General features: G+C 43.3%; 21 protein-coding genes and 1 tRNA gene. 9 read left to right on the top strand and 13 right to left on the bottom strand.

Annotation, left to right across the window (positions count from 1 at the left end):
• Window positions 1-28 precede the first annotated feature (28 nt).
• The 5 genes from H1R16_RS07475 to H1R16_RS07455 all read left to right on the top strand — a co-directional run bounded on the left by H1R16_RS07475 (window position 29) and on the right by H1R16_RS07455 (window position 4571).
• Window positions 29-1204, top strand: coding sequence for a hypothetical protein (locus H1R16_RS07475; protein WP_181887198.1), 1176 nt, complete (start codon window positions 29-31; stop codon window positions 1202-1204).
• Between the two features lie 13 nt (window positions 1205-1217).
• A complete protein-coding gene (locus H1R16_RS07470; protein WP_181887199.1) occupies window positions 1218-2594 on the top strand; it encodes a UDP-N-acetylmuramate--L-alanine ligase in 1377 nt (458 codons plus the stop codon).
• The gene (rsmI, locus tag H1R16_RS07465; RefSeq protein ID WP_181887200.1) at window positions 2594-3268 is read left to right on the top strand and encodes a 16S rRNA (cytidine(1402)-2'-O)-methyltransferase; all 675 of its coding nucleotides are present in this window, start codon (window positions 2594-2596) and stop codon (window positions 3266-3268) included. The genes H1R16_RS07470 and rsmI overlap by 1 nt, the downstream gene beginning before the upstream one ends.
• Before the next feature lie 10 nt (window positions 3269-3278).
• A complete protein-coding gene (gene fabG, locus H1R16_RS07460; RefSeq protein ID WP_181887201.1) occupies window positions 3279-4022 on the top strand; it encodes a 3-oxoacyl-[acyl-carrier-protein] reductase in 744 nt (247 codons plus the stop codon).
• A gap of 147 nt (window positions 4023-4169) precedes the next feature.
• Window positions 4170-4571 (top strand): hypothetical protein, encoded by a 402-nt coding sequence (locus H1R16_RS07455; protein ID WP_181887202.1) that lies wholly within the window; start codon window positions 4170-4172, stop codon window positions 4569-4571.
• 26 nt (window positions 4572-4597) lie between these two features.
• On the opposite strand, the gene H1R16_RS07450 is transcribed toward H1R16_RS07455, so the two are convergent.
• The 4 genes from H1R16_RS07450 to H1R16_RS07435 all read right to left on the bottom strand — a co-directional run bounded on the left by H1R16_RS07450 (window position 4598) and on the right by H1R16_RS07435 (window position 7159).
• The gene (locus H1R16_RS07450; protein ID WP_181887203.1) at window positions 4598-5470 is read right to left on the bottom strand and encodes a ferric siderophore ABC transporter substrate-binding protein; all 873 of its coding nucleotides are present in this window, start codon (window positions 5468-5470) and stop codon (window positions 4598-4600) included.
• Window positions 5470-5868: an ExbD/TolR family protein gene (locus H1R16_RS07445; protein ID WP_181887204.1), complete on the bottom strand. Its 399-nt coding sequence runs from the start codon at window positions 5866-5868 to the stop codon at window positions 5470-5472. Before H1R16_RS07445 ends, H1R16_RS07450 begins: the two co-directional genes overlap by 1 nt.
• A 40-nt stretch (window positions 5869-5908) precedes the next feature.
• Window positions 5909-6589, bottom strand: a complete 681-nt coding sequence (locus H1R16_RS07440) for a MotA/TolQ/ExbB proton channel family protein (RefSeq protein WP_181887205.1) — start codon at window positions 6587-6589, stop codon at window positions 5909-5911.
• A gap of 108 nt (window positions 6590-6697) precedes the next feature.
• A complete protein-coding gene (locus H1R16_RS07435; RefSeq protein WP_181887206.1) occupies window positions 6698-7159 on the bottom strand; it encodes a hypothetical protein in 462 nt (153 codons plus the stop codon).
• A 143-nt stretch (window positions 7160-7302) separates the two neighbouring features.
• Between H1R16_RS07435 and H1R16_RS07430 the strand changes: the two genes are divergently transcribed.
• The gene (locus H1R16_RS07430; RefSeq protein ID WP_181887207.1) at window positions 7303-9096 is read left to right on the top strand and encodes a DUF885 domain-containing protein; all 1794 of its coding nucleotides are present in this window, start codon (window positions 7303-7305) and stop codon (window positions 9094-9096) included.
• 7 nt (window positions 9097-9103) lie between these two features.
• Here the strand turns inward: H1R16_RS07430 and nth are convergent, their stop codons facing one another.
• Entirely contained in the window at window positions 9104-9721 is a 618-nt protein-coding gene (gene nth / locus H1R16_RS07425) for an endonuclease III (protein ID WP_181887208.1), read from the bottom strand.
• 32 nt (window positions 9722-9753) lie between these two features.
• Between nth and bcp the strand changes: the two genes are divergently transcribed.
• On the top strand, window positions 9754-10206 hold the full coding sequence (gene bcp / locus H1R16_RS07420; protein WP_181887209.1) for a thioredoxin-dependent thiol peroxidase: 453 nt from the start codon (window positions 9754-9756) through the stop codon (window positions 10204-10206).
• Here the strand turns inward: bcp and H1R16_RS07415 are convergent.
• The 4 genes from H1R16_RS07415 to H1R16_RS07400 all read right to left on the bottom strand — a co-directional run bounded on the left by H1R16_RS07415 (window position 10203) and on the right by H1R16_RS07400 (window position 14020).
• Window positions 10203-10910 carry a hypothetical protein gene (locus tag H1R16_RS07415; RefSeq protein ID WP_181887210.1) on the bottom strand — a complete coding sequence of 236 codons (708 nt, stop codon included), beginning with the start codon at window positions 10908-10910 and terminating at the stop codon, window positions 10203-10205. The genes bcp and H1R16_RS07415 overlap by 4 nt on opposite strands.
• Before the next feature lie 69 nt (window positions 10911-10979).
• Window positions 10980-12062, bottom strand: coding sequence for a mannose-1-phosphate guanylyltransferase (locus H1R16_RS07410; RefSeq protein ID WP_228451076.1), 1083 nt, complete (start codon window positions 12060-12062; stop codon window positions 10980-10982).
• A gap of 2 nt (window positions 12063-12064) precedes the next feature.
• Window positions 12065-12655 carry a SprT-like domain-containing protein gene (locus H1R16_RS07405; protein ID WP_181887211.1) on the bottom strand — a complete coding sequence of 197 codons (591 nt, stop codon included), beginning with the start codon at window positions 12653-12655 and terminating at the stop codon, window positions 12065-12067.
• Window positions 12656-12679: 24 nt separating this feature from the next.
• On the bottom strand, window positions 12680-14020 hold the full coding sequence (locus H1R16_RS07400) for a TolC family protein (protein ID WP_181887212.1): 1341 nt from the start codon (window positions 14018-14020) through the stop codon (window positions 12680-12682).
• A gap of 97 nt (window positions 14021-14117) precedes the next feature.
• On the opposite strand from H1R16_RS07400, the gene H1R16_RS07395 reads away from it, so the two are divergent.
• Together H1R16_RS07395 and H1R16_RS07390 are read left to right on the top strand one after the other, a co-directional pair.
• Window positions 14118-15356 (top strand): bifunctional folylpolyglutamate synthase/dihydrofolate synthase, encoded by a 1239-nt coding sequence (locus tag H1R16_RS07395; protein WP_181887380.1) that lies wholly within the window; start codon window positions 14118-14120, stop codon window positions 15354-15356.
• A gap of 53 nt (window positions 15357-15409) precedes the next feature.
• Window positions 15410-15484: transfer RNA gene (locus H1R16_RS07390), tRNA-Val, on the top strand.
• Between the two features lie 117 nt (window positions 15485-15601).
• On the opposite strand, the gene H1R16_RS07385 is transcribed toward H1R16_RS07390, so the two are convergent.
• The 4 genes from H1R16_RS07385 to H1R16_RS07370 are packed head-to-tail and all read right to left on the bottom strand — an operon-like array spanning window position 15602 to window position 18320.
• Entirely contained in the window at window positions 15602-16567 is a 966-nt protein-coding gene (locus tag H1R16_RS07385; RefSeq protein ID WP_228451377.1) for a glycosyltransferase family 9 protein, read from the bottom strand.
• A complete protein-coding gene (locus H1R16_RS07380) occupies window positions 16564-16983 on the bottom strand; it encodes a SufE family protein (RefSeq protein WP_181887213.1) in 420 nt (139 codons plus the stop codon). The genes H1R16_RS07385 and H1R16_RS07380 overlap by 4 nt, the downstream gene beginning before the upstream one ends.
• A 9-nt stretch (window positions 16984-16992) precedes the next feature.
• Complete coding sequence (locus H1R16_RS07375) at window positions 16993-18093, bottom strand: glycosyltransferase (RefSeq protein ID WP_181887214.1); 1101 nt, start codon at window positions 18091-18093, stop codon at window positions 16993-16995.
• Window positions 18090-18320, bottom strand: coding sequence for a uroporphyrinogen decarboxylase (locus H1R16_RS07370; RefSeq protein WP_181887215.1), 231 nt, complete (start codon window positions 18318-18320; stop codon window positions 18090-18092). The genes H1R16_RS07375 and H1R16_RS07370 overlap by 4 nt, the downstream gene beginning before the upstream one ends.
• Window positions 18321-18387: the final 67 nt, after the last annotated feature.

Genomic DNA, 18387 nt, shown 5'->3' with positions numbered 1-18387 from the left:
TTACGCAAAATTTAGCAAGATATTTACCATGCATAAATTTCAGGAAATTCAGGATCAGGCCTTCCAGGATGCCACTTCCATCATAACCAGACTGGGCAATGTTTCGAGCGCCGAAGAACTGGTAAACGCCGCGGGCGATCTTGCGGAACTTCGGGAACTTGTGACATTTCTGCAGCGCTTTAATACGTACTCGCTTCGACTTACAGAATCGGTTTCGGAAGCACCTGTAAGTCAGGCACTAAGCACAGATTTTTTTAATGAGAATCCTGAGTTTGAAAGCAATACTTATATCGCTGAAGAGGAGGTTATCTTCAACAATAATTTTAACCAGATTGAAGATTCCGAAATAGATCATCCGGAAATGGGTGTTGATGTTTTGGAGGAAGAGGCTGCCTTTAACAATGAACTTAACGAAATTGACCGGATTACGCATATAGAGCTTGATTTGGATGAAGATGAAACAAAGTCCCATGATTCCGAATCAGAGACCGAACCTGTTTCAAATACTGAAGAATCTGCTGAAGAGGTGCCGGTAGAGATCGATGAAGACTCTACTGCTGAAGTTTCGGTTCAGGATGAACATCAGCAGATTAATACAGATACTTTAACCGTTGATGAAGATTCTGCTGAAGAACCTGAATCCAGTGCATCAGATATGCCGCTGAAAAATGTTTCAGAATTGCAGACCGCAGAAAATAATGAAGAAAAATCCAAAACATCGGAGTCACGCCGACAGATTGTGGATTTTGAGCATGAACAGAAAATGCAGGAACTGAACGACGCTGCTGAAAAGCTGCAGGAACAGCATGAAGAGAAAAAATTTAAACTCTCCAGCATAAAAGGTCTGAAAAGAATACAGTCACTGTTTGATGACGACCCACTTGAAGATGTAATCCGAGAAGAACATTCTCCGGCTGCACCGGCAGACAGTCTGCGTAAATCCAATATTCCTACCGATTTCATGGAAGCGGCTAAGCCTAAGCCCGAATTCAGACTGGATCTGAACGATAAAATAGCGTTTTCCAAAATGCTGTTTGGTGGCAGCCAGTCCAAACTTAATGAAACAATCAGGGATCTTAACAGTTTTGCTACTTTGGAGGAAGCACGTGAATATCTTAGTGACGCCTATTATGAGAACAACTGGGAAAAGTCGGACGAATACGCACAAAGGCTCTGGAATTTGGTAGAGAGTAAGTTTCTTTAGATAAAAATCAAACATGACCAACGGAATTTCTGGTTTCCAGAATGTCTTTTTTATAGGAGTAGCAGGCGTAGGGATGAGCGCTGTGGCGCAGTACCTTCGCGGTATCGGAATCCGCGTCTCCGGCAGCGACCGCTACTTTAAAAACGATGAATACAATAAAACCAGAGAGCAGCTGGAACAGGAAGGCATCAGGTGTTTCGAGCAGGATGGTTCAGGAATTACGGATTCAACAGATTTGGTTGTAGTTTCTACCGCTATTGAAGATACGGTACCTGAAGTAAGGAAAGCACGCGAACTTGGTGTAAAAATTATTAAGCGGAGTGAACTTCTGGCACTGATTGCCAAAAGTAAAAAAACTATAGCTGTTGCCGGAACCTCCGGCAAATCGACTACCGCCGCTATGATTTATCAGATATTCACTGATGCTGGTCTTTCTCCGGGCATTATTTCCGGTGCAGGTTTAACGGGTATTATCAAGCAAGGTAAAATAGGAAATGCCGCAGTTGGAACCGGCGAATGGCTAATAATTGAAGCTGATGAGAGTGATGGTTCGGTTGTTCTGTATGAACCTGAAATTGGTCTTTTGCTTAATGTAGACCGCGATCATCAGGAAACGGATGAGCTGATGGAACTCTTTTCTGTTTTCAAAAGTAATTCTATGAGCTTGTTTATTGTAAATCAATCTAATACACTGGCCAAAAAACTGTCTGCAAATGTGGATGTTGATTTTGGATTTGAAAACGAAGCAGCGGGCTGCAATGCCAAAGACTTCCGGCAGGACGGCTTGAAGTTATCTTTTACGATAGAAGAGCAGAGGTTTGAAATGAATTCTCTTGGTCGGCACTCGGTAGAGAATGCCGCAGCTGCAGTCGCAGTGTCCAGACAGGCAGGAATTTCGCTGGCTCAATGTGCGGAAAGTTTGGCTGGATATGAAGGAATTTACCGCCGGCATCAGATTCTTGGGGAGAAGAACGGTATATGGGTCATTGACGATTATGCCCATAACCCCGCAAAATGCGCTGCTTCTATCCGTGCCTGTCAGCCCCTGGCAGATAAGGTAATTGCATGGTTCCAGCCACACGGTTACGGCCCTACAAAGTTTCTGAGAAACGATTTTGTGGAAGAAATTTCCAGCGCACTCAGATCTCAGGATGAAATCTGGATGAGTGAGATATTTTATGCCGGCGGTACTGCTGTAAAGGATATCTCAGCTAATGATTTAATTGAAGACCTTAAAGCGAAAGGGAAGAACGCGCATTTTATCGAAAACAGGAATGATTTACTCGAAGCATTGCGACCGGAACTTAAAGCAGGTGCCGTATTGCTGCTGATGGGAGCGCGGGATCCGGGGCTCGAAGATTTCACACGTAAACTTTTTAATGACCTGTAATGGCCGGAATTCTTTATTTTGTACCTACGCCCATCGGAAATCTGGAAGATATGACTTTCCGGGCCGTGCGGATCCTGAAGGAAGTGGATTATATACTTTGTGAAGACACCCGGACATCGGGGATTCTTTTAAAGCATTATGAGATTTCCAAACCGTTGAAATCTTATCATCTTCATAATGAACATTACACCACCCAGAAGGTGATTGATGACCTGCAGAACGGTATGAATATCGCAATCATTACAGATGCCGGTACACCGGGCATTTCGGATCCGGGATATCTCCTGGCTCGTGCCGCTGCGGAAGCGGATCTGGAAATGCAGTGCCTGCCCGGTGCTACAGCCTTTGTACCTGCACTGGTTGTTTCGGGACTGCCCAACAATGAATTCCTGTTCGCAGGTTTTCTGCCACAAAAGAAAGGCAGGCAAACGAAGTTGAAACAACTGGCAGAAGAGAAAAAAACCATAATTTTGTACGAAAGTCCGCATAAGATCAATACCACACTGGAGCAGGTTCGGGAGTTCTTCGGCGAAGGAACTAAAGCGAGCTTGAGCCGCGAAATATCCAAGAAATTTGAAGAAACCAAGCGCGGTACTATAGAGGAACTCATTGAGTTTTCGAAAACAAAAACATTGAAAGGGGAGATTGTCCTCATCATCAACAACGTGATTTAATAAATAGAATATGGGATTATTAGAAGGAAAAGTGGCATTGATTACCGGCGGTTCCCGTGGGATTGGCAGAGGAATCGTAGAGAGTTTTGCAAAACAGGGTGCACAGGTAGCATTTACCTTTGCAGGTTCGGTAGAGAAAGCAGCAGAGCTTGAAAAGTCCCTTAGTTCCACTACAAAAATAAAAGGTTTCCAGAGTGACGCATCCGATTTCGATGCTGCACAAAAACTTGTAGATGATGTAATTGCTGAATTCGGCAAGGTGGATATCCTCATCAACAATGCGGGAATTACAAAAGACGGTTTGTTACTCCGGATGAGTAAAGATGACTGGGATATCATTATGAAAACCAATCTGGACTCAGTTTTTAACCTTACAAAAGCAGTGATAAAGCCTATGATGAAGGCCAAAAACGGATCCATCATCAATATGTCTTCTGTAGTTGGGATTCAGGGGAATGCAGGACAGGCAAATTATGCCGCTTCTAAAGCGGGTGTAATAGGCTTCACAAAGTCTGTAGCACTGGAACTTGGCTCGCGTAATATCCGATGTAACGCTATTGCACCGGGATTTATTGAAACTGAAATGACAGCAGCGCTGGACCAGAAGGTAATTGAAGAGTGGAGAAATGATGTACCGCTGAAACGTGGCGGAAAGCCGGAAGATGTGGCCAATGCCTGCGTTTTCCTGGGAAGTGATATGTCTGCATACGTAACGGGCCAGGTACTTAATGTATGCGGTGGACTGCTTACATAGGCACAGAAGCGATATAAAATACAAATAAGCCCTTTTATCAATGATAGAAGGGTTTGTTATTATAAAGTTTAATTTCGTTGAAAAATAAGCTCATCTGTGAGGCTGATTCGGTAAGCAGATGGTAGCTCACTTTAAACAGAAAATAATATGATACACGACAAGGATTACATCATGCGCATCGTAAAGCAGTTCTCAGAGCTTCTGGCCACTATGATGCTAGGAAAGAATGAGGGCGAACTGAAAGATGAACAAACCCTGTTTGAGACCCAGATGCGGGACGTCTTTAAAATGGATTTTGACGAACTTTCTGCTAAAAGTGTAGAGGAGATTACTGAATGGGTTGAAGCAAAAGATGACACACATCAAATTGCCTACTACGAACTGCTGGGAAATCTGTTTTATTATAAATTTCACGGTGTGCCAGACAGAAATTTCGCCATGCGCGCCAAGCTATTTTATGAGACCTGGCTTCAGAAAAGTAAGATTTTCTCCTTGCCGGTAATGTCAAAATTAACAGAACTCAATAACTATCTTAACGAAGCTACTTAATAACCGGACTAAGTTTTAACCCGAATCTAGAAGGAAATGGAATAGGTTCCGGTAGAGGAAGTGTTGGCTCGTTCCGCCTTTACATATCTTTTCACCCATGAAATGGAGGTAGATACTGCACACGCGTCGGAAATGCCTCCGGAACGTCTGGCAAGTGTCACATTTCCTGCTTTATCTACCGTATAGGCTATGTTGATCGTTCCGCTGGCAGTACAGTTGTGGGCAGGCTGTGCACCACCACGACCCATAGTTCCAGGGATGAAACCAACCAGATTACGGTCTATTCCGATTTTGCTGTCGCCATCACTGTCGCCACCCAAAGGATTGCCAGCATTCCCGGTGGTACCTGCAGTTCCCTGTGTACCGGTGCTGGATTTCCTTCCGCCAATTAAATTGCCGATAGCCGCAGTTCCTTTACCGTCGCCTGATCCAGTTTTGGAATTGGCAACTGTTGCTTTTGAAGAAGCGGTTTTGGAGTTTGAAGGTTTGGCAACAGCCTTTGAATTGCTTTTTGAGACCGGCTTTGTCACCGTTTTATCTTGAGCAACACTTACTTTAGTGTTCGTCCCTGTTATTATTCTCTCAGATTTTACAGGTTGAGCACTAGCTTGAGCACTAGGCTGCGGTTCTGTACTGCTCTGCTCAACAGGCTGAGTTTCCAGCGCTTTTTCTGCAGCAAGGCTTCCCCGCTGAAATGCAGGATCCTGCTGGTCCCGTCCATTGCGGTTATCACCGAAGTTCAGCAGCATCGTAGTTACTTCCTCCGGTTTCTCAGTGACTTTGGTAAACTGGTAGTAGTAGATCAGCAGAAAGCCCAATACAGCTACCAATAAGGTAACCGCTGCACTTTTTTGGCGGTTTCTCTGGTCATAATCAATATGTTTGGCTGCAAAACTCATTACTCTTCCTGGGTGGTTGCGATTGCTAGATTGTACTTATGTGTTTCGGCTATAGACATTACAAAAACGACGTCCCTGTGCCGGCTGTTCTCATCTGCGCGGATGGTAAAAGCTGGGTTACTTTCTTCCTTCAGTGCATCTACAAGATATTTTTCCAGCTCATCTCTGGGTATCTCCGTGTCGTTTACAAAATATTTGCCGTCGGCCTTTATTGTTACCGTTGTAGCCTCCTGAACTGAAGGATTTGCAGAATTGGCTGTGGGAAGTTTTACATCAATGGCACTTTGGCTGATGGCAGAACTCGTGATCATGAAAAATATCAGCAACAGAAAAATAATATCTGTCATCGATGCCATGCTGAATTCTGCATTTACTCTGTTCTTCCTCTTTAATTCCATCAATAATTGGGTTTGATGTTACAGTTATGTTGCTTTTCGGCTACAATGGTTTATTCAGTGCATCCAGGAATTCGTTTACGTGGGTCTGGATCTTCAGAACAAGCCGGTCTACATTCGTAACAAGTATATTGTAAAAAAAGTAGGCTGGAATACCTACGAACAGACCTACTGCGGTAGTTGCCATGGCTGTATAAATTCCCGAAGCAAGAAGTTTTGGACTCACCGCACCGGTAACATTAGAAATTTCGAAAAACGCCATAATCATACCCACCACCGTGCCCAGGAAGCCAAGCATAGGTGCGGCTCCGGAGGCAGATGCAAGAATATTCAGGTTTTTCTCCAGTCTTGACACTTCCAGCTGACCCTGATTTTGCATAGCATTGGAGATATCTGAAATCGGTCTGCCTATCCGTGCAAGGCCTTTCTCAATCATGCGGGCTTCCGGCGAGTCTATTGTTCTGCAGTAATCCATTGCGGTCTGTATTTTCCCATCCTGCACAAAATCCTTGATGTTTTCCAGGAAGTTAGGAGTTTGTCTGGAAGCACGTTTTATAAAAAAATACCTTTCCAGGAAAATATACAGGGCGAGAAGTCCAAGCAGGAAGATAGCTACCATAATGGAATTTCCTAAAATTCCGCCACTAAACAGAACATTCCAAAGGGAAAAAACGTGCGTTTCTGTGGTTGTGTTTACAATTTGTGTAGAGGTCTGCAAAAACATCTTATATTTTTTGATTATTGATTGAACGGCAAAACTAGGCTAATATTGTTGAAAAGCCCATCTTTAAAAGGCTTATTTGATGTGGAAGGCAACATAAGGCCAACTATCTTACTCATCTTCCACCACAATTTCATCCTCCTTAAAATGGCATTTTAGCTTGAACGGGATGGGTTCGTCTGAACCTGTATAGAAGTCCGTAAGTTCGCCCTGCCAGCATAGTTGCATTATACCTTCACTATTTTTCTCAAATGAAAGTTTGTTTTCCAGCAAATAGGCTTCCTCATCATCAAACAGATTAATCTCAGTGTAGGAAGCTTCATCTGTATCATTGACGTCGAAAGTTTGTCCCTCAATCTCACCATTTTCCACCGGAAAATCAATGACCTGCAGGGAAAGTTGGGGAAAATTATACTGCAGGGAATCATCATCAACGTGATCCAGGGATTCATCGGTAATTACCTCCACTTCCAGCAAATGTTCACTGTTACTGTATACGGCCTTGCAGTACGTGTTCTTTATATGATACTTAAGCGTTTCCTCAGGATGGTAAATTTTTAATATCCCTTTCATTTGATGGTGAAGTAATTAATGTGTTAATAATACTGTCTGACAAAGATAAAAAATTGCCCGAACCGCAGATTTTTTTTTCAAAATATTTTAGGTAGCGTATTTGCTAAAAATATAATTACATTTAGCATGTTAAATTATCTGTGATGAACCATATATCAGTGAAGTATCTGTTAATTTTAGGTTTGCTGTTTGCAGCAGTTTCCTGTAAAAAAACCGATTCTCCGTTAACCCGCGTAACTCCAATGGAAATTGATTCCATAGCCGCCAATTATTATGAACAGTATTTGAAACTGTATCCCCTGGAAGCTACTGCACAGGGGGACTACCGCTACAACGATCAGTTGGCCATCGATATTGATAAGGATTATATTGCCGGCGAGATTGCCTTTTACAATTCCGTACAGAAGCAGATGGAGAAGCTGAATTACAGAAATCTCTCTGACGAAGATAAGACCGTGTATGATGTTTTGGATTTTATCCTGAAAGGCAAGATCGAACGCTATGCCTATAAACCCGAATATATTCCGTTCACACAGTTTAGCGGATTACCGCTTGATTTCCCATTGCTGGGTTCGGGCGAGGGCACACAGCCCTTCAAAACTGAAAAAGATTACGAAGACTGGCTAAAGCGTGCTGCTAAATTTCCGCTTTGGATGACGGCAGCTACCGAAAACTTCCGCGCGGGCGTCGCTGCGGGCCATGTACTTCCCAAAAAGCTGGTCGTGAAGATGATCGCTCAGATGCGTGCTGAAGAGATTATAACAACGGATTGGGAGAAAAATATTTTTTACGGTCCCGTGCATAAGTTTCCGGAAAGTTTTACAGACAAACAAAAAGAGAAATTTACCGCTGCATATAAAGATATGATTGGGAAGAAGATCGTTCCGGCCTACACTGCTATGGGAGATTTTCTGCAAAAAGAATATCTGCCAAAAGCCCGCGATACGGACGGGATAAATGCGCTGCCCAAAGGGAAGGATATTTATGCCTTTAATGCACGTAACTGGACTACAACAAGTAAAACCCCGGATGATATCTATAAAACCGGTCTCGCAGAAGTAGCGATGCTGCGTGCGGAAATGGAAAAAGTAAAGCAGCAGGTAGGATTTACGGGAAACCTGGATCAGTTTATTACGCATGTTAAGGAAGATCCGGCGGCCATGCCGTATAAAACCGAGAAAGAAGTGATTAATGCATTTAATGATATCCTGAAGAAAATTTCGCCCAAACTCAAGTCAATGTTCAGTAACAGCCCGAAAACACCTTTTGAGATCCGGCAGACTGAAAAGTTCCGCGAGGCAACAGCCAGTGCCGAGTATGTGCCCGGAACCCCAGACGGAAAACGCTCCGGTATCTTTTATATGCCGATTCCGGATGCAACCAGATTCAACGTTACGTCCGGAATGGAATCTCTGTTTCTACATGAAGCGATCCCGGGACATCATTATCAAATTTCACTGCAGCAGGAAAATACTGAACTCCCGAAATTCATGCGCTTTGGTTGGCTTGGAGCTTATGGTGAAGGTTGGGCGCATTATTGTGAAACCCTGGGACCGGAGTTAGGGCTGTATACAGACCCTTATCAGAAAATGGGTTACCTGAGTGATCAGATGCTTCGTGCTGTGAGACTTGTGGTAGACACCGGCCTACATACAGGCCGGATGAACAGGGAAGAGGCAATCCGCTATTTCCTGAGCAATATTTCCTATGATGAAGCTGCGGCAACAGCGGAAATTGAAAGATATATGGCTTTGCCGGGACAGGCACTCAGTTATAAAATTGGCAGCCTTAAAATACGTGAACTGAGAACGAAATATGAGAAGGAGTTGGGCAAGAAATTCAGTTTACCGAAATTTCATGATGAGATACTTAACCAGGGATCGTTGCCACTTGATGTTCTGGACAGGAAAATGAAGATTTGGGCTTCTAAGCAATAAACAATTACTACAGATTTAACATTTTGGTAATGAAATCTCCTTCGCGTTTTCCGCGTGCGGGAGAATATTCGCGGCCGTAGAAGATAATCTGAAGATGCAGTTTATTCCATAATTCCCTCGGGAATATTTTTTTTGCATCACGCTCCGTTTCCTGTACATTTTTGCCGCTGGTAAGTTTCCAGAGTGTCATCAGCCGGTGAATATGCGTGTCTACAGGAAAAGCAGGCACGCCAAAAGCCTGGCTCATTACCACACTTGCTGTTTTGTGTCCCACGCCTGGCAGTGCCTCCAGCTCTTCAAAAGTCTGCGGCACTTCACCATCATGCCTTTCTACCAGAAGTTCGGCCATCCTCTTCAGATTTTTTGCTTTCTGATTCGCAAGACCGATTTCTTTAATAAGATCTTTAATTTCAGAAATTTCAAGATTCTGCATTTTGAAAGGTGTTTCCGCCACGGCAAAAAGTGCGGGCGTAATCTGGTTCACTTTCCGGTCTGTCGTTTGTGCAGACAGCGCTACTGCCACCAGTAAAGTGAAAGGATCGGTATGGTCCAGCGGAATGGGTACGGTAGGATACAGTTTCTCCAGTTCGTTTATTACAATGGCAGCCCTTTGCTTTTTTGTCATTTTAAATTTAAATTTGAACAAAATTAACCTTTATGTTGAATGCAGGAGATCAGTTACCGGAGTTTACCGCGCTTAACCAGGAAGGCCGAACGGTCCAGAGTTCAGACTTCCTCGGTCATAAAACAGTTGTGTTTTTCTATCCTCAGGCCAATACTCCCACCTGCACCGCTGAAGCCTGCAATTTAAACGACCATCTCGCTGAGCTGCAAAAAGCCGGGTACAGTATGCTGGGTATTTCAGCAGATTCGGTAAAGAAGCAGAAGAACTTCCACACGAAATTTAATTTAGGTTATGACCTTATAGCCGATGAGCAAAGGGAAATAGTGGAAAAATTTGGAGTCTGGCAGGAAAAGAAAACCTTCGGAAAAACTTATTATGGTATCGTACGCACCACTTTTATTTTTGACGAAAAAGGAATCTGCGTTCGCAGGATAGACAAAGTGAAGTCCAAAGCGGCCGCGCAGCAAATCTTAAGCGCGGATTAATTCCTGCGCTGCTGTTTACGCACTTTTTTTTCCATCTTCTTAGTCAGTTCCTTCTGTATCCTTTTCTGCTCCTCAGCACGAAGCTTTGCCTCTTCTATCTGCCTGTCCAGAGCACTGTAATGGGGATTGTTCTTGCATTCCTTACCATAAAGTTCAAAATAGGGTCCTAAATCTTTTTCTTCAGAAACTGCGCCCGTGGCTTTGTCAACACGCATGGTATAATGAACCCTGGACAATGGGCATTCCAGTGAGGTGACCTTTCCTGCATCTACGATATAGTAACTGCCGTGATCCACATAGTTGGCCGCGTAATCTTTAAATTCAAAATCAATCTGATAACCATGTGCAAGTGCAGCCAACGCAGCTTCCTCGCCGTTATCAATCCGACCTATAAACGATTTTAAAGAATTGGGATCTGTAATGTATTGTGTACTTCCGGCCTGTGTAAATGCAATATAGTAATAACCACGCTCTTGAGGGTTAAGTTTAAAACCCTTGCCCTGACTCTCAAACGGAGATTTCCGTTCGGTGGTAAGGACGCGGTCTTTCCCTTCAAGATGATGAATTACTGTCCACGAAATGATATTCCGGTCCGGGCTGATGTCCCGAAGCAGGTTTTCCGCATTTGTGAAGTGGACTTTCTTCTCCTGAGACTGGAAAGACAGTGCCGCGAAAAGCGATGTAAGGACGAAGATTTTTTTCATAAACCAAAATATGCACCTATGTGCCGACTATAAAAAACGGACAATACTCAATCTTATTGCCTACGCTTCTTATATAAATTTGTTGCCATTCTTCAGGTTCTTTATATCCTGAACATACTGCTTTATCAACTGGTCATTTGCACGCGGACAAATGAGCAATGCTTTGTCTGTATCAACAATTATATAGTCCTTTAGTCCGTCTAAAACCACAGCTTTGCTGCTGTTCTTCAGTCGCACTACATTGCCTTTTGAATTGTAGGTCATTACATATTTTGAGTTCACCGCATTCTTCTGGCTGTCCTTTTCGGCGTTTTCATATACAGAGGTCCAGGTTCCCAGATCGCTCCATCCCAAATCTGCCGGGATAACATATACGTTATTTGCGCGTTCCAGTATACCGTTGTCTATTGAAATTTTGGTCACCTTTGGGTAAATCAGTTCCACGCACTGGCTTTCACGGTCCGAATTGTATTCACAGGAACTGAACTGTTCGCACATTTCCGGCAGGTAATTTTCGAAAGCACTGTATATGCTTTTAACATTCCAGACAAAAATTCCGGAGTTCCACAGAAAGTCGCCGCTTTCCAGAAAGGTTTTTGCTATTTCCAGACTGGGTTTTTCTGTAAAAGTCTTCACTTTTGATATTTCTTTGCCGGGAGTATCAATGAACTGAATATAGCCGTATCCTGTATCCGGACGAGTGGGAGTAATTCCAAGTGTAATGAGATAATCATGCTGCGACGCCAGTCCGAATGCATAACTCACCTTCTCCAGAAAGGTTTTTTCTTTAACAATCAGGTGGTCCGCGGGCAGGACGATAATATTAGCATCAGGTGATTTTGCAGCAATTTTGCTGGCCATGTAAATGTTGCAGGCGGCGGTGTTCTTCATCATTGGCTCGCCCACAATGTTTTCAGCCGGTACTTCAGGAAGCTGGGACTGCGAAAGTTCCACGTATTCCTTATTGGTAATTACATAAATGTTTTCGGCGGGCAGCAGTTGGCTTATCCTGTCATAGGTTTGCTGGATCATTGTCCTGCCTGTACCCAGAATATCCTGAAACTGCTTGGGAAACTTTTGCGTGCTCATGGGCCAGAACCGGCTTCCAATACCACCAGCCATTATGACGCAGTAATTATCTGATTTTAACATGTTTAGCTTATTTTTTGGACTCTGGCCAGGGGTTTGAAAATGTATTTTTTCCCGGTTTCCAGTTCAACACAAATATAGTTTTTTTTAAGTTTCTGCTCTATGATATATGTCTTCTTTCGGTAAATGAAACGGTCCTGTAAACCCAGATCATCAACATAACTGCTTTCATCCTCATAATCTTCAATATGGAAATATCTTACCAGTTCCGGGCTTGCCATAAAACTTGCCTTAGGCGACTGTGAGAAGCGAAAAATGATGGGTTGAAGGTCCTCTGCATATACACTAATACTGTCCTGCAGCATTTCACCGAAAATTTTCTTCCATTCGGTGCCGTGTGCTGTTATTCTTCCCGCGAAGCGGTCAAATGCGATTAGATGTGCAAGTTCATGGCTAAGCACGAAAAAAAACAAATGGGGCTGCAGCGTGGAGTTTAGGGTTATCTGATGACTCCCATCCTGCATTTTACGGTAATCCCCTAATTTTGTAGACCTTCCGCGTGTAATCTTGATGTGGATCCTGTGACTGCCAAACCAGTCCTTCAGATATGGCAAGGATTGGGGGGGAAGATATTTTTCTAAAAGAGTAACTGACATTAAAGTGCTTCAGGCTACTAATTTTTACAATGTAATCGGGATACCTGCATAGAAGTTAAGCAATTTCAGGCTGAAAATATAATTGTACTTAGCCTGGGCTACAGAACCCTGTGCATTAGCATAATTGTTTCTGGCCACATTCACATCATAGATCGTAGCACGGCCCGCAGCATAACTTTTTTCGGTAAAGTCCAGTGCCAGGGCGGTGCTTTTCTCAGTTTCCAGGGCTGCCAGATAGGATTCATAACTCGATTCGGCATCAAACTGAGACCTCTGCACATTCTGGAGTACTTCCTGACGCTGAATTTCAAGTGCGTTTTGGGCAACTTCCTCATTGATACGGCTCTGTTCCACCTGTAATCTCGTAATACCTTTGTTGAAGATGGGAATATTGGCCGACAGTCCTACCTGCTGTCCAAAAGTATCCTGATACTGCTCGAAAAAAGTTCGGTCTTTAACAAGGTTCCCCAACTGATCATATCTTTTTACCAATGAATTAAAATAAGAAGATCCAATGCCTGCGCTGGCTGATATTGTGGGCCAGAAAGCTGTTTCTGTAATTTCGGTTTGTGCCTGGGCGGCTTTAATCCGGCTTTCAGCAGCTTTTATCTGCGGCTGATTGCCGAATGCGGTCTCAATGATATCGGAGGCTGAATGAAGTGGTGCCTGTGGCTGCTGTTCTACATCTACCTCAGCAACATCAAAATTTTTATAATCAGTTAACCGGAGCAACTGGGCCAGCGCAAACAGACTTCTGTCAGTATTGATTTCGGCATTCTTTAAGTTTTGGTTTTCCCGGGATACCGCGGCCTCGGCTTCTGCCAATATAGTTCTGGCTGTTGTGCCTACCTCAGTGGTAATTTTGGCACGGTCCAGAAGTTTTGTGGCATTTTGCAGAGAACTTAACGCAATCTTTTCAACTTCCTTATTCAGCATGATCTGTAGATACTGCTGCGCCACCTGCAGTGAAATATCATTTTTCACGCGTTCCACATCATAACCTGCTGCTTCCAGTTCATACTGTGTCCGCCGAATATTCTTTTCAATACGTCCGTGGTTGAAAAGCAGTATATCTGCTCCAACATTAACACTGTTCGTAAAATTATCATTCCGCTGGGTGGCTCCGAAAAAATCCCTGCCCTGCCCGAATGAAAAATTATTATTTACGTTACCTGCCACGGATGGTAAATACTCCCGCTTTGCTATACTGAGAGAGTTCTGCTGTATCCTCTGATTGTTTTGCGAACTGATGACCTGCAGGTTATTTTGAACGGCATATTCCACAGCTTCCTGCAATGTCCACTTTTTTTGGGCATTTGTTCCGATGAAAACACAGCCTAAAGCCAAAAACAGAAGTTTTTTCATTCGCTATTTTAGGTGATTAGACGATGTAGCTTTGGAAATGTTACAATTTTCAGAAGATCATGCGCCTGCAATTGAAATCTTTTTTGAAATTTGCGAAATGACAAATGAGGAGTATCAGCAAGCGATCGAATGGCTTTTCGTGCAGGCACCAAATTATCAGCTCGAAGGTAAGAAGGCCTATAAACCGGGTCTGGATAATATAGTTAAGCTGTGTGAGTTCTTCGGAAATCCACAGGATAAGATAAAAACAGTACATATTGGAGGTACCAATGGTAAAGGTTCTACAAGTAACCTGCTGGCATCGGTAATGCAGGAAGCCGGATACAGAACAGGACTTTATAACTCGCCGCATCTGATTGATTTTACGGAGAGGATAAAGATTAACGGTGAGAACTGTTCAAAGGAATTTGTCTGCGGATTCATACAGAAACTTAAAACTTTGCCCACAGACATCCGTCCTTCATTTTTTGAATTCACCACGGTAATGGCATTCGAATATTTTCATCACAACAATGTAGATCTGGCAATTATAGAAGTTGGCCTGGGTGGCAGGCTGGACTCTACGAATATAATTCAGCCCTTAGTAAGTGCCGTTACGAATGTGGCACTGGACCACCAGAACATCCTGGGTGATACTCTGGAAGAAATTGCTGCCGAAAAAGCTGGTATCATAAAAAGTAAGACACCCATTATTTGCGGAGATGACGACCTCACGGTACATAGCATTATGCGGGCGAGAGCTTTGGAAAAGAACGCTCCATTTATTGATGCCACAGCCATTGAAACCACCTTAACCTCGGACCTTACAGGAAACTATCAAAAAAAGAATATTAAGGTTGCAGTTGCTCTTGTTGAAGAACTCCGGAAGGTTGGATACAGCATTGCCCCTCAACATATAGCTTCAGGGATGCTGAATGTATACAGAAACACGGGCTTCATCGGACGGTGGTTCAAGTTTTCAGAAGATCCGCTTACGATTTGCGATACCGCCCATAACCAGGCTGGGCTAACTGAAGTTTTTGAGCAGTTAAACAGCATGGACTGCCGTAAACATATTGTGTTAGGCTTTGTTAATGACAAAAAAATTGATGAGGTTTTAAAGATTTTACCGCCTAACTCATCGTACTATTTTGTAAAGCCGAACATTGAACGCGGCAGAAATCCGGCCGAGTACCGGAATTTACTGGAAAACGCTAAAATAAATTATAAAATTTATCAAAATTTACAGGATGGATATGTTGCTGCTTTACAAAATGTTAGCGACGGAGAAATGATTTTTATTGGTGGAAGCAACTTTATTGTTGGAGAATTTTTAGAAAAAAATTTGGAGAAATAAAAAAAGCTTGTATATTTGCAACACCAAAATTTGAGACATCAAATAACGGTTTAGGGCTCTTAGCTCAGTTGGTTCAGAGCATCTGGTTTACACCCAGAGGGTCGGGGGTTCGAATCCCTCAGGGCCCACAAAATCTCAGAGAAATCTGAGATTTTTTTTTGCTAAAGTCTGGTGGTTTTATACTGTCCTTTGAAACAGCAAACACATTCAAATAAAAAACCTCAGAGCTTTCTGAGGTTTTATGTTTAGAGTTTTTCAAGTATCTGCTGAATGTGGATTTCCTCCAGGCACGCATAATCTCCGCGAAAGCATTCGCGGTCCCCGAATACCGAGCAGGGCCTGCAGGTCAGGTCTTTTACCTGCACGATGTCATCTTCGCTCTGTCCATATCCCAGAAAGCCGGCAAAATGGTGTGTAGAGCCCCAAACGGATATGCAGCGTGTGCCTGCCAGGCTGGCAAGGTGCATATTTGCCGAATCCATTGAGATCATCACCTCCAGACTTGAGATCTTTTCCAGTTCCTGACTCAGCGAAAGGGTACCGGCCAGACTTTTTGTATTTGGTATCTGCTTTTCCCACTGAGCCAATGTATCTATCTCTTCCTTACCTCCGCCGAAAAAATAGATGTCCTTTTTTTGCGAAAGAAGCCTGGCGAGTTCAAATGATTTATCCAATGGAAGCATCTTGCCTTTATGCTGGGCAAAAGGCGCAAATCCGATTCCTGACCTGGGGGCACTGTCGGGTCTGAGAGTATGCGAAAGTGTCAGTCCGAAACCCAGGGCTCTAAAAACATCCGCATAACGTTCCACTGTAGTGCGGAGCGGTTGCTTCCCTAGGTTCCAAATGTCGGTAAGCACTTCTTTTTCTTCTTTGCCCTTATCTATCACTGCAACATTAAAGCCCTTCCTGGCGAACTTCCTGTTAAGGATTTTAGTGCGGATCACATCATGTAGATCTGCTATATGAGTAGGATTAAATTCACCGATTAACTGGGTGGCAAGTCTCTGCATCCCAAAGAAACCTTTATAATCGTCCAAATTAATTCCTTTGAAAACGAGATTTGGTATGCTGCTAAAAAGCGGTTTGAAATGCTCCCGGGAAACCATGACCATCCCGGTGTCCGGATTTTGTTCCAGAAATTCACGTATGACTACTGCCGTCATGGCTACATCGCCAAACGCTGAAAACCGGTATGCAAGGACGGTACTCACGATTTCAGTTGATATGCTACGGCGTAAAATTTAATTTGCTTAGTCATGGCCATCAGTCCGTTGGCCCGTGAGGGAGAGAGAAATTCCTGCAGGCCAATACGGGAGATAAACTCGAAATCTGAACCTAATATTTCCTCAGTGGTATGGCCACTATAAATGGAAGTAAGCAACGCAACTATGCCCTTGGGCAGAATACCGTCGGAATCTGCATTGAAAAACAGCTTTCCGTCCCGGAAACTGGCGTCTATCCACACTTTGGACTGGCAGCCTTTAATGAGATTGTCATCGGTCTTTTTGTCTTCCGGGAAGTTGTTTAACTGCTTACCCAGATCTATCAGATATTCGTATTTCTGTTCCCAATCTTCCAGAAATTCAAACTCATCAACTAATTCCTGCTGTTTCTCTTTAATCGTCATGCTGCAAAATTAGCGAAAGTTTTCCTTTTGAACTTTTTCGAAGAGACCTATGATCTTATCCTCCTCATTCTCCCAGTTCAGAGCCTCGGCGGCCTTATGAAGTTCAGACTGATAATATAATCTGCCTTTATCCAGAACGGTTTTTATTTTGGCAGCCAGATTTTCAGGATTATGATTATCTACCATTTCTCCAACTTTAAACTGACTGTATACCTTTCTCATTTCAGGAAAGTTAATCATGACTAAAGGTACCCGTGACTGTATATAATCGGCAACTTTGTTTGGGAGTGAATAAAGGTAGCTTACGCCGCCGTTTTCCTCTACACTCACTCCAACATCTGCTGTGCGCGTAACTTTTCGTAGTTCGTCGGGATGCAGTCTTCCGGTAAAATGGACCTTGCTCTCCAGGCCTTCATCGGCAGAAAGTTTCTCATACTCAGTACGCATTGGCCCGTCGCCGGCAATAATCAGCTTCGCACCGCTAATATGATGCATTGCAAGTATAATGCTCGGTATGCCTCGTGACTTGTTTATTGCACCCTGATAGAGAATAATCTTAGTGTCGTTTTCAGTAAGCGTTATTGGTTCTTTAATGACGCGTGGTATGTTGCGGACCACCACAGGATTTACCCCGTATGTGTTCGTAAACCATTCTGCATAACTCTCACTTTCGGTCATCATGTATTTCATGCCAGGCACGAGTTTTTTTTCAAGGAACTTCCATACTTTCTGCGTCCAGCGACCTTGGATGGCAGGCATTTCAGTAAAAATCTCATGACTGTCAAAAACCACTGGTATCTTATACTTTCTGGCAATAAGCATATTGGGTAACAGTGCATCCAGATCATTTGCCAACAGGACTGTTTCCTTATCAACTCTCCGGTCCAATTCCCTGTAAAGTTTCCACTGGAATTCGGGATAGGCATAGCGCAGAACAGTGGAAGTCATTGAAATCCTGAAAAAGGGATAGGGCCTTTCCATTTTTCCGGCGCCATCCCAGTTGTTGCCGATCAAACTGATGCTGTAGCCATTATTGTGAAGAGTCCGGCAAACCTTTTCAATGCGTTGATCTGTATAAAGACTGCTGAACGCAGAAACTAAAACTTTCATGAGGAAACCTTTTCTTTCTTGATGAGATGATAAATCTGGACAAAGCAAAGGATCGCATTAGGTATAATTATTGGCCAAAGCATTCCGCTGTATATTCCGTAAAGCACAAAAAGGATGCATCCGATCATATTAACAAACCGGATCTTTTTTATGTCTTTCAGCACGAAACTTAAAACGATAAATACTGAGGCTGTATATCCGCAGTAACTTGCAATTTCTGGGCTCATAGAAGTGGATTAGGTACGCAAATCTAATCAATTCCAGTAAGATGATAAAAACCTGCCTGCCAGAAAG

It is taken from the genome of Marnyiella aurantia (assembly GCF_014041915.1).
Taxonomy (GTDB): Bacteria; Bacteroidota; Bacteroidia; order Flavobacteriales; family Weeksellaceae; genus Marnyiella; species Marnyiella aurantia.
The sequence above is the reverse complement of the archived record's forward strand: the minus strand, read 5'-3'. Positions and strand labels throughout refer to the sequence as shown.

Excerpts from the sequence above, each read along its gene's own strand:
- H1R16_RS07475 (WP_181887198.1), top strand. The coding sequence starts at position 29 with ATGCATAAATTTCAGGAAATTCAGGATCAGGCCTTCCAGGATGCCACT.
- H1R16_RS07470 (WP_181887199.1), top strand. The coding sequence starts at position 1,218 with ATGACCAACGGAATTTCTGGTTTCCAGAATGTCTTTTTTATAGGAGTA.
- rsmI (WP_181887200.1), top strand. The coding sequence starts at position 2,594 with ATGGCCGGAATTCTTTATTTTGTACCTACGCCCATCGGAAATCTGGAA.
- fabG (WP_181887201.1), top strand. The coding sequence starts at position 3,279 with ATGGGATTATTAGAAGGAAAAGTGGCATTGATTACCGGCGGTTCCCGT.
- H1R16_RS07455 (WP_181887202.1), top strand. The coding sequence starts at position 4,170 with ATGATACACGACAAGGATTACATCATGCGCATCGTAAAGCAGTTCTCA.
- H1R16_RS07450 (WP_181887203.1), bottom strand. The coding sequence starts at position 5,470 with ATGAGTTTTGCAGCCAAACATATTGATTATGACCAGAGAAACCGCCAA.
- H1R16_RS07445 (WP_181887204.1), bottom strand. The coding sequence starts at position 5,868 with ATGGAATTAAAGAGGAAGAACAGAGTAAATGCAGAATTCAGCATGGCA.
- H1R16_RS07440 (WP_181887205.1), bottom strand. The coding sequence starts at position 6,589 with ATGTTTTTGCAGACCTCTACACAAATTGTAAACACAACCACAGAAACG.
- H1R16_RS07435 (WP_181887206.1), bottom strand. The coding sequence starts at position 7,159 with ATGAAAGGGATATTAAAAATTTACCATCCTGAGGAAACGCTTAAGTAT.
- H1R16_RS07430 (WP_181887207.1), top strand. The coding sequence starts at position 7,303 with ATGAACCATATATCAGTGAAGTATCTGTTAATTTTAGGTTTGCTGTTT.
- nth (WP_181887208.1), bottom strand. The coding sequence starts at position 9,721 with ATGACAAAAAAGCAAAGGGCTGCCATTGTAATAAACGAACTGGAGAAA.
- bcp (WP_181887209.1), top strand. The coding sequence starts at position 9,754 with ATGTTGAATGCAGGAGATCAGTTACCGGAGTTTACCGCGCTTAACCAG.
- H1R16_RS07415 (WP_181887210.1), bottom strand. The coding sequence starts at position 10,910 with ATGAAAAAAATCTTCGTCCTTACATCGCTTTTCGCGGCACTGTCTTTC.
- H1R16_RS07410 (WP_228451076.1), bottom strand. The coding sequence starts at position 12,062 with ATGTTAAAATCAGATAATTACTGCGTCATAATGGCTGGTGGTATTGGA.
- H1R16_RS07405 (WP_181887211.1), bottom strand. The coding sequence starts at position 12,655 with ATGTCAGTTACTCTTTTAGAAAAATATCTTCCCCCCCAATCCTTGCCA.
- H1R16_RS07400 (WP_181887212.1), bottom strand. The coding sequence starts at position 14,020 with ATGAAAAAACTTCTGTTTTTGGCTTTAGGCTGTGTTTTCATCGGAACA.
- H1R16_RS07395 (WP_181887380.1), top strand. The coding sequence starts at position 14,118 with ATGACAAATGAGGAGTATCAGCAAGCGATCGAATGGCTTTTCGTGCAG.
- H1R16_RS07380 (WP_181887213.1), bottom strand. The coding sequence starts at position 16,983 with ATGACGATTAAAGAGAAACAGCAGGAATTAGTTGATGAGTTTGAATTT.
- H1R16_RS07375 (WP_181887214.1), bottom strand. The coding sequence starts at position 18,093 with ATGAAAGTTTTAGTTTCTGCGTTCAGCAGTCTTTATACAGATCAACGC.
- H1R16_RS07370 (WP_181887215.1), bottom strand. The coding sequence starts at position 18,320 with ATGAGCCCAGAAATTGCAAGTTACTGCGGATATACAGCCTCAGTATTT.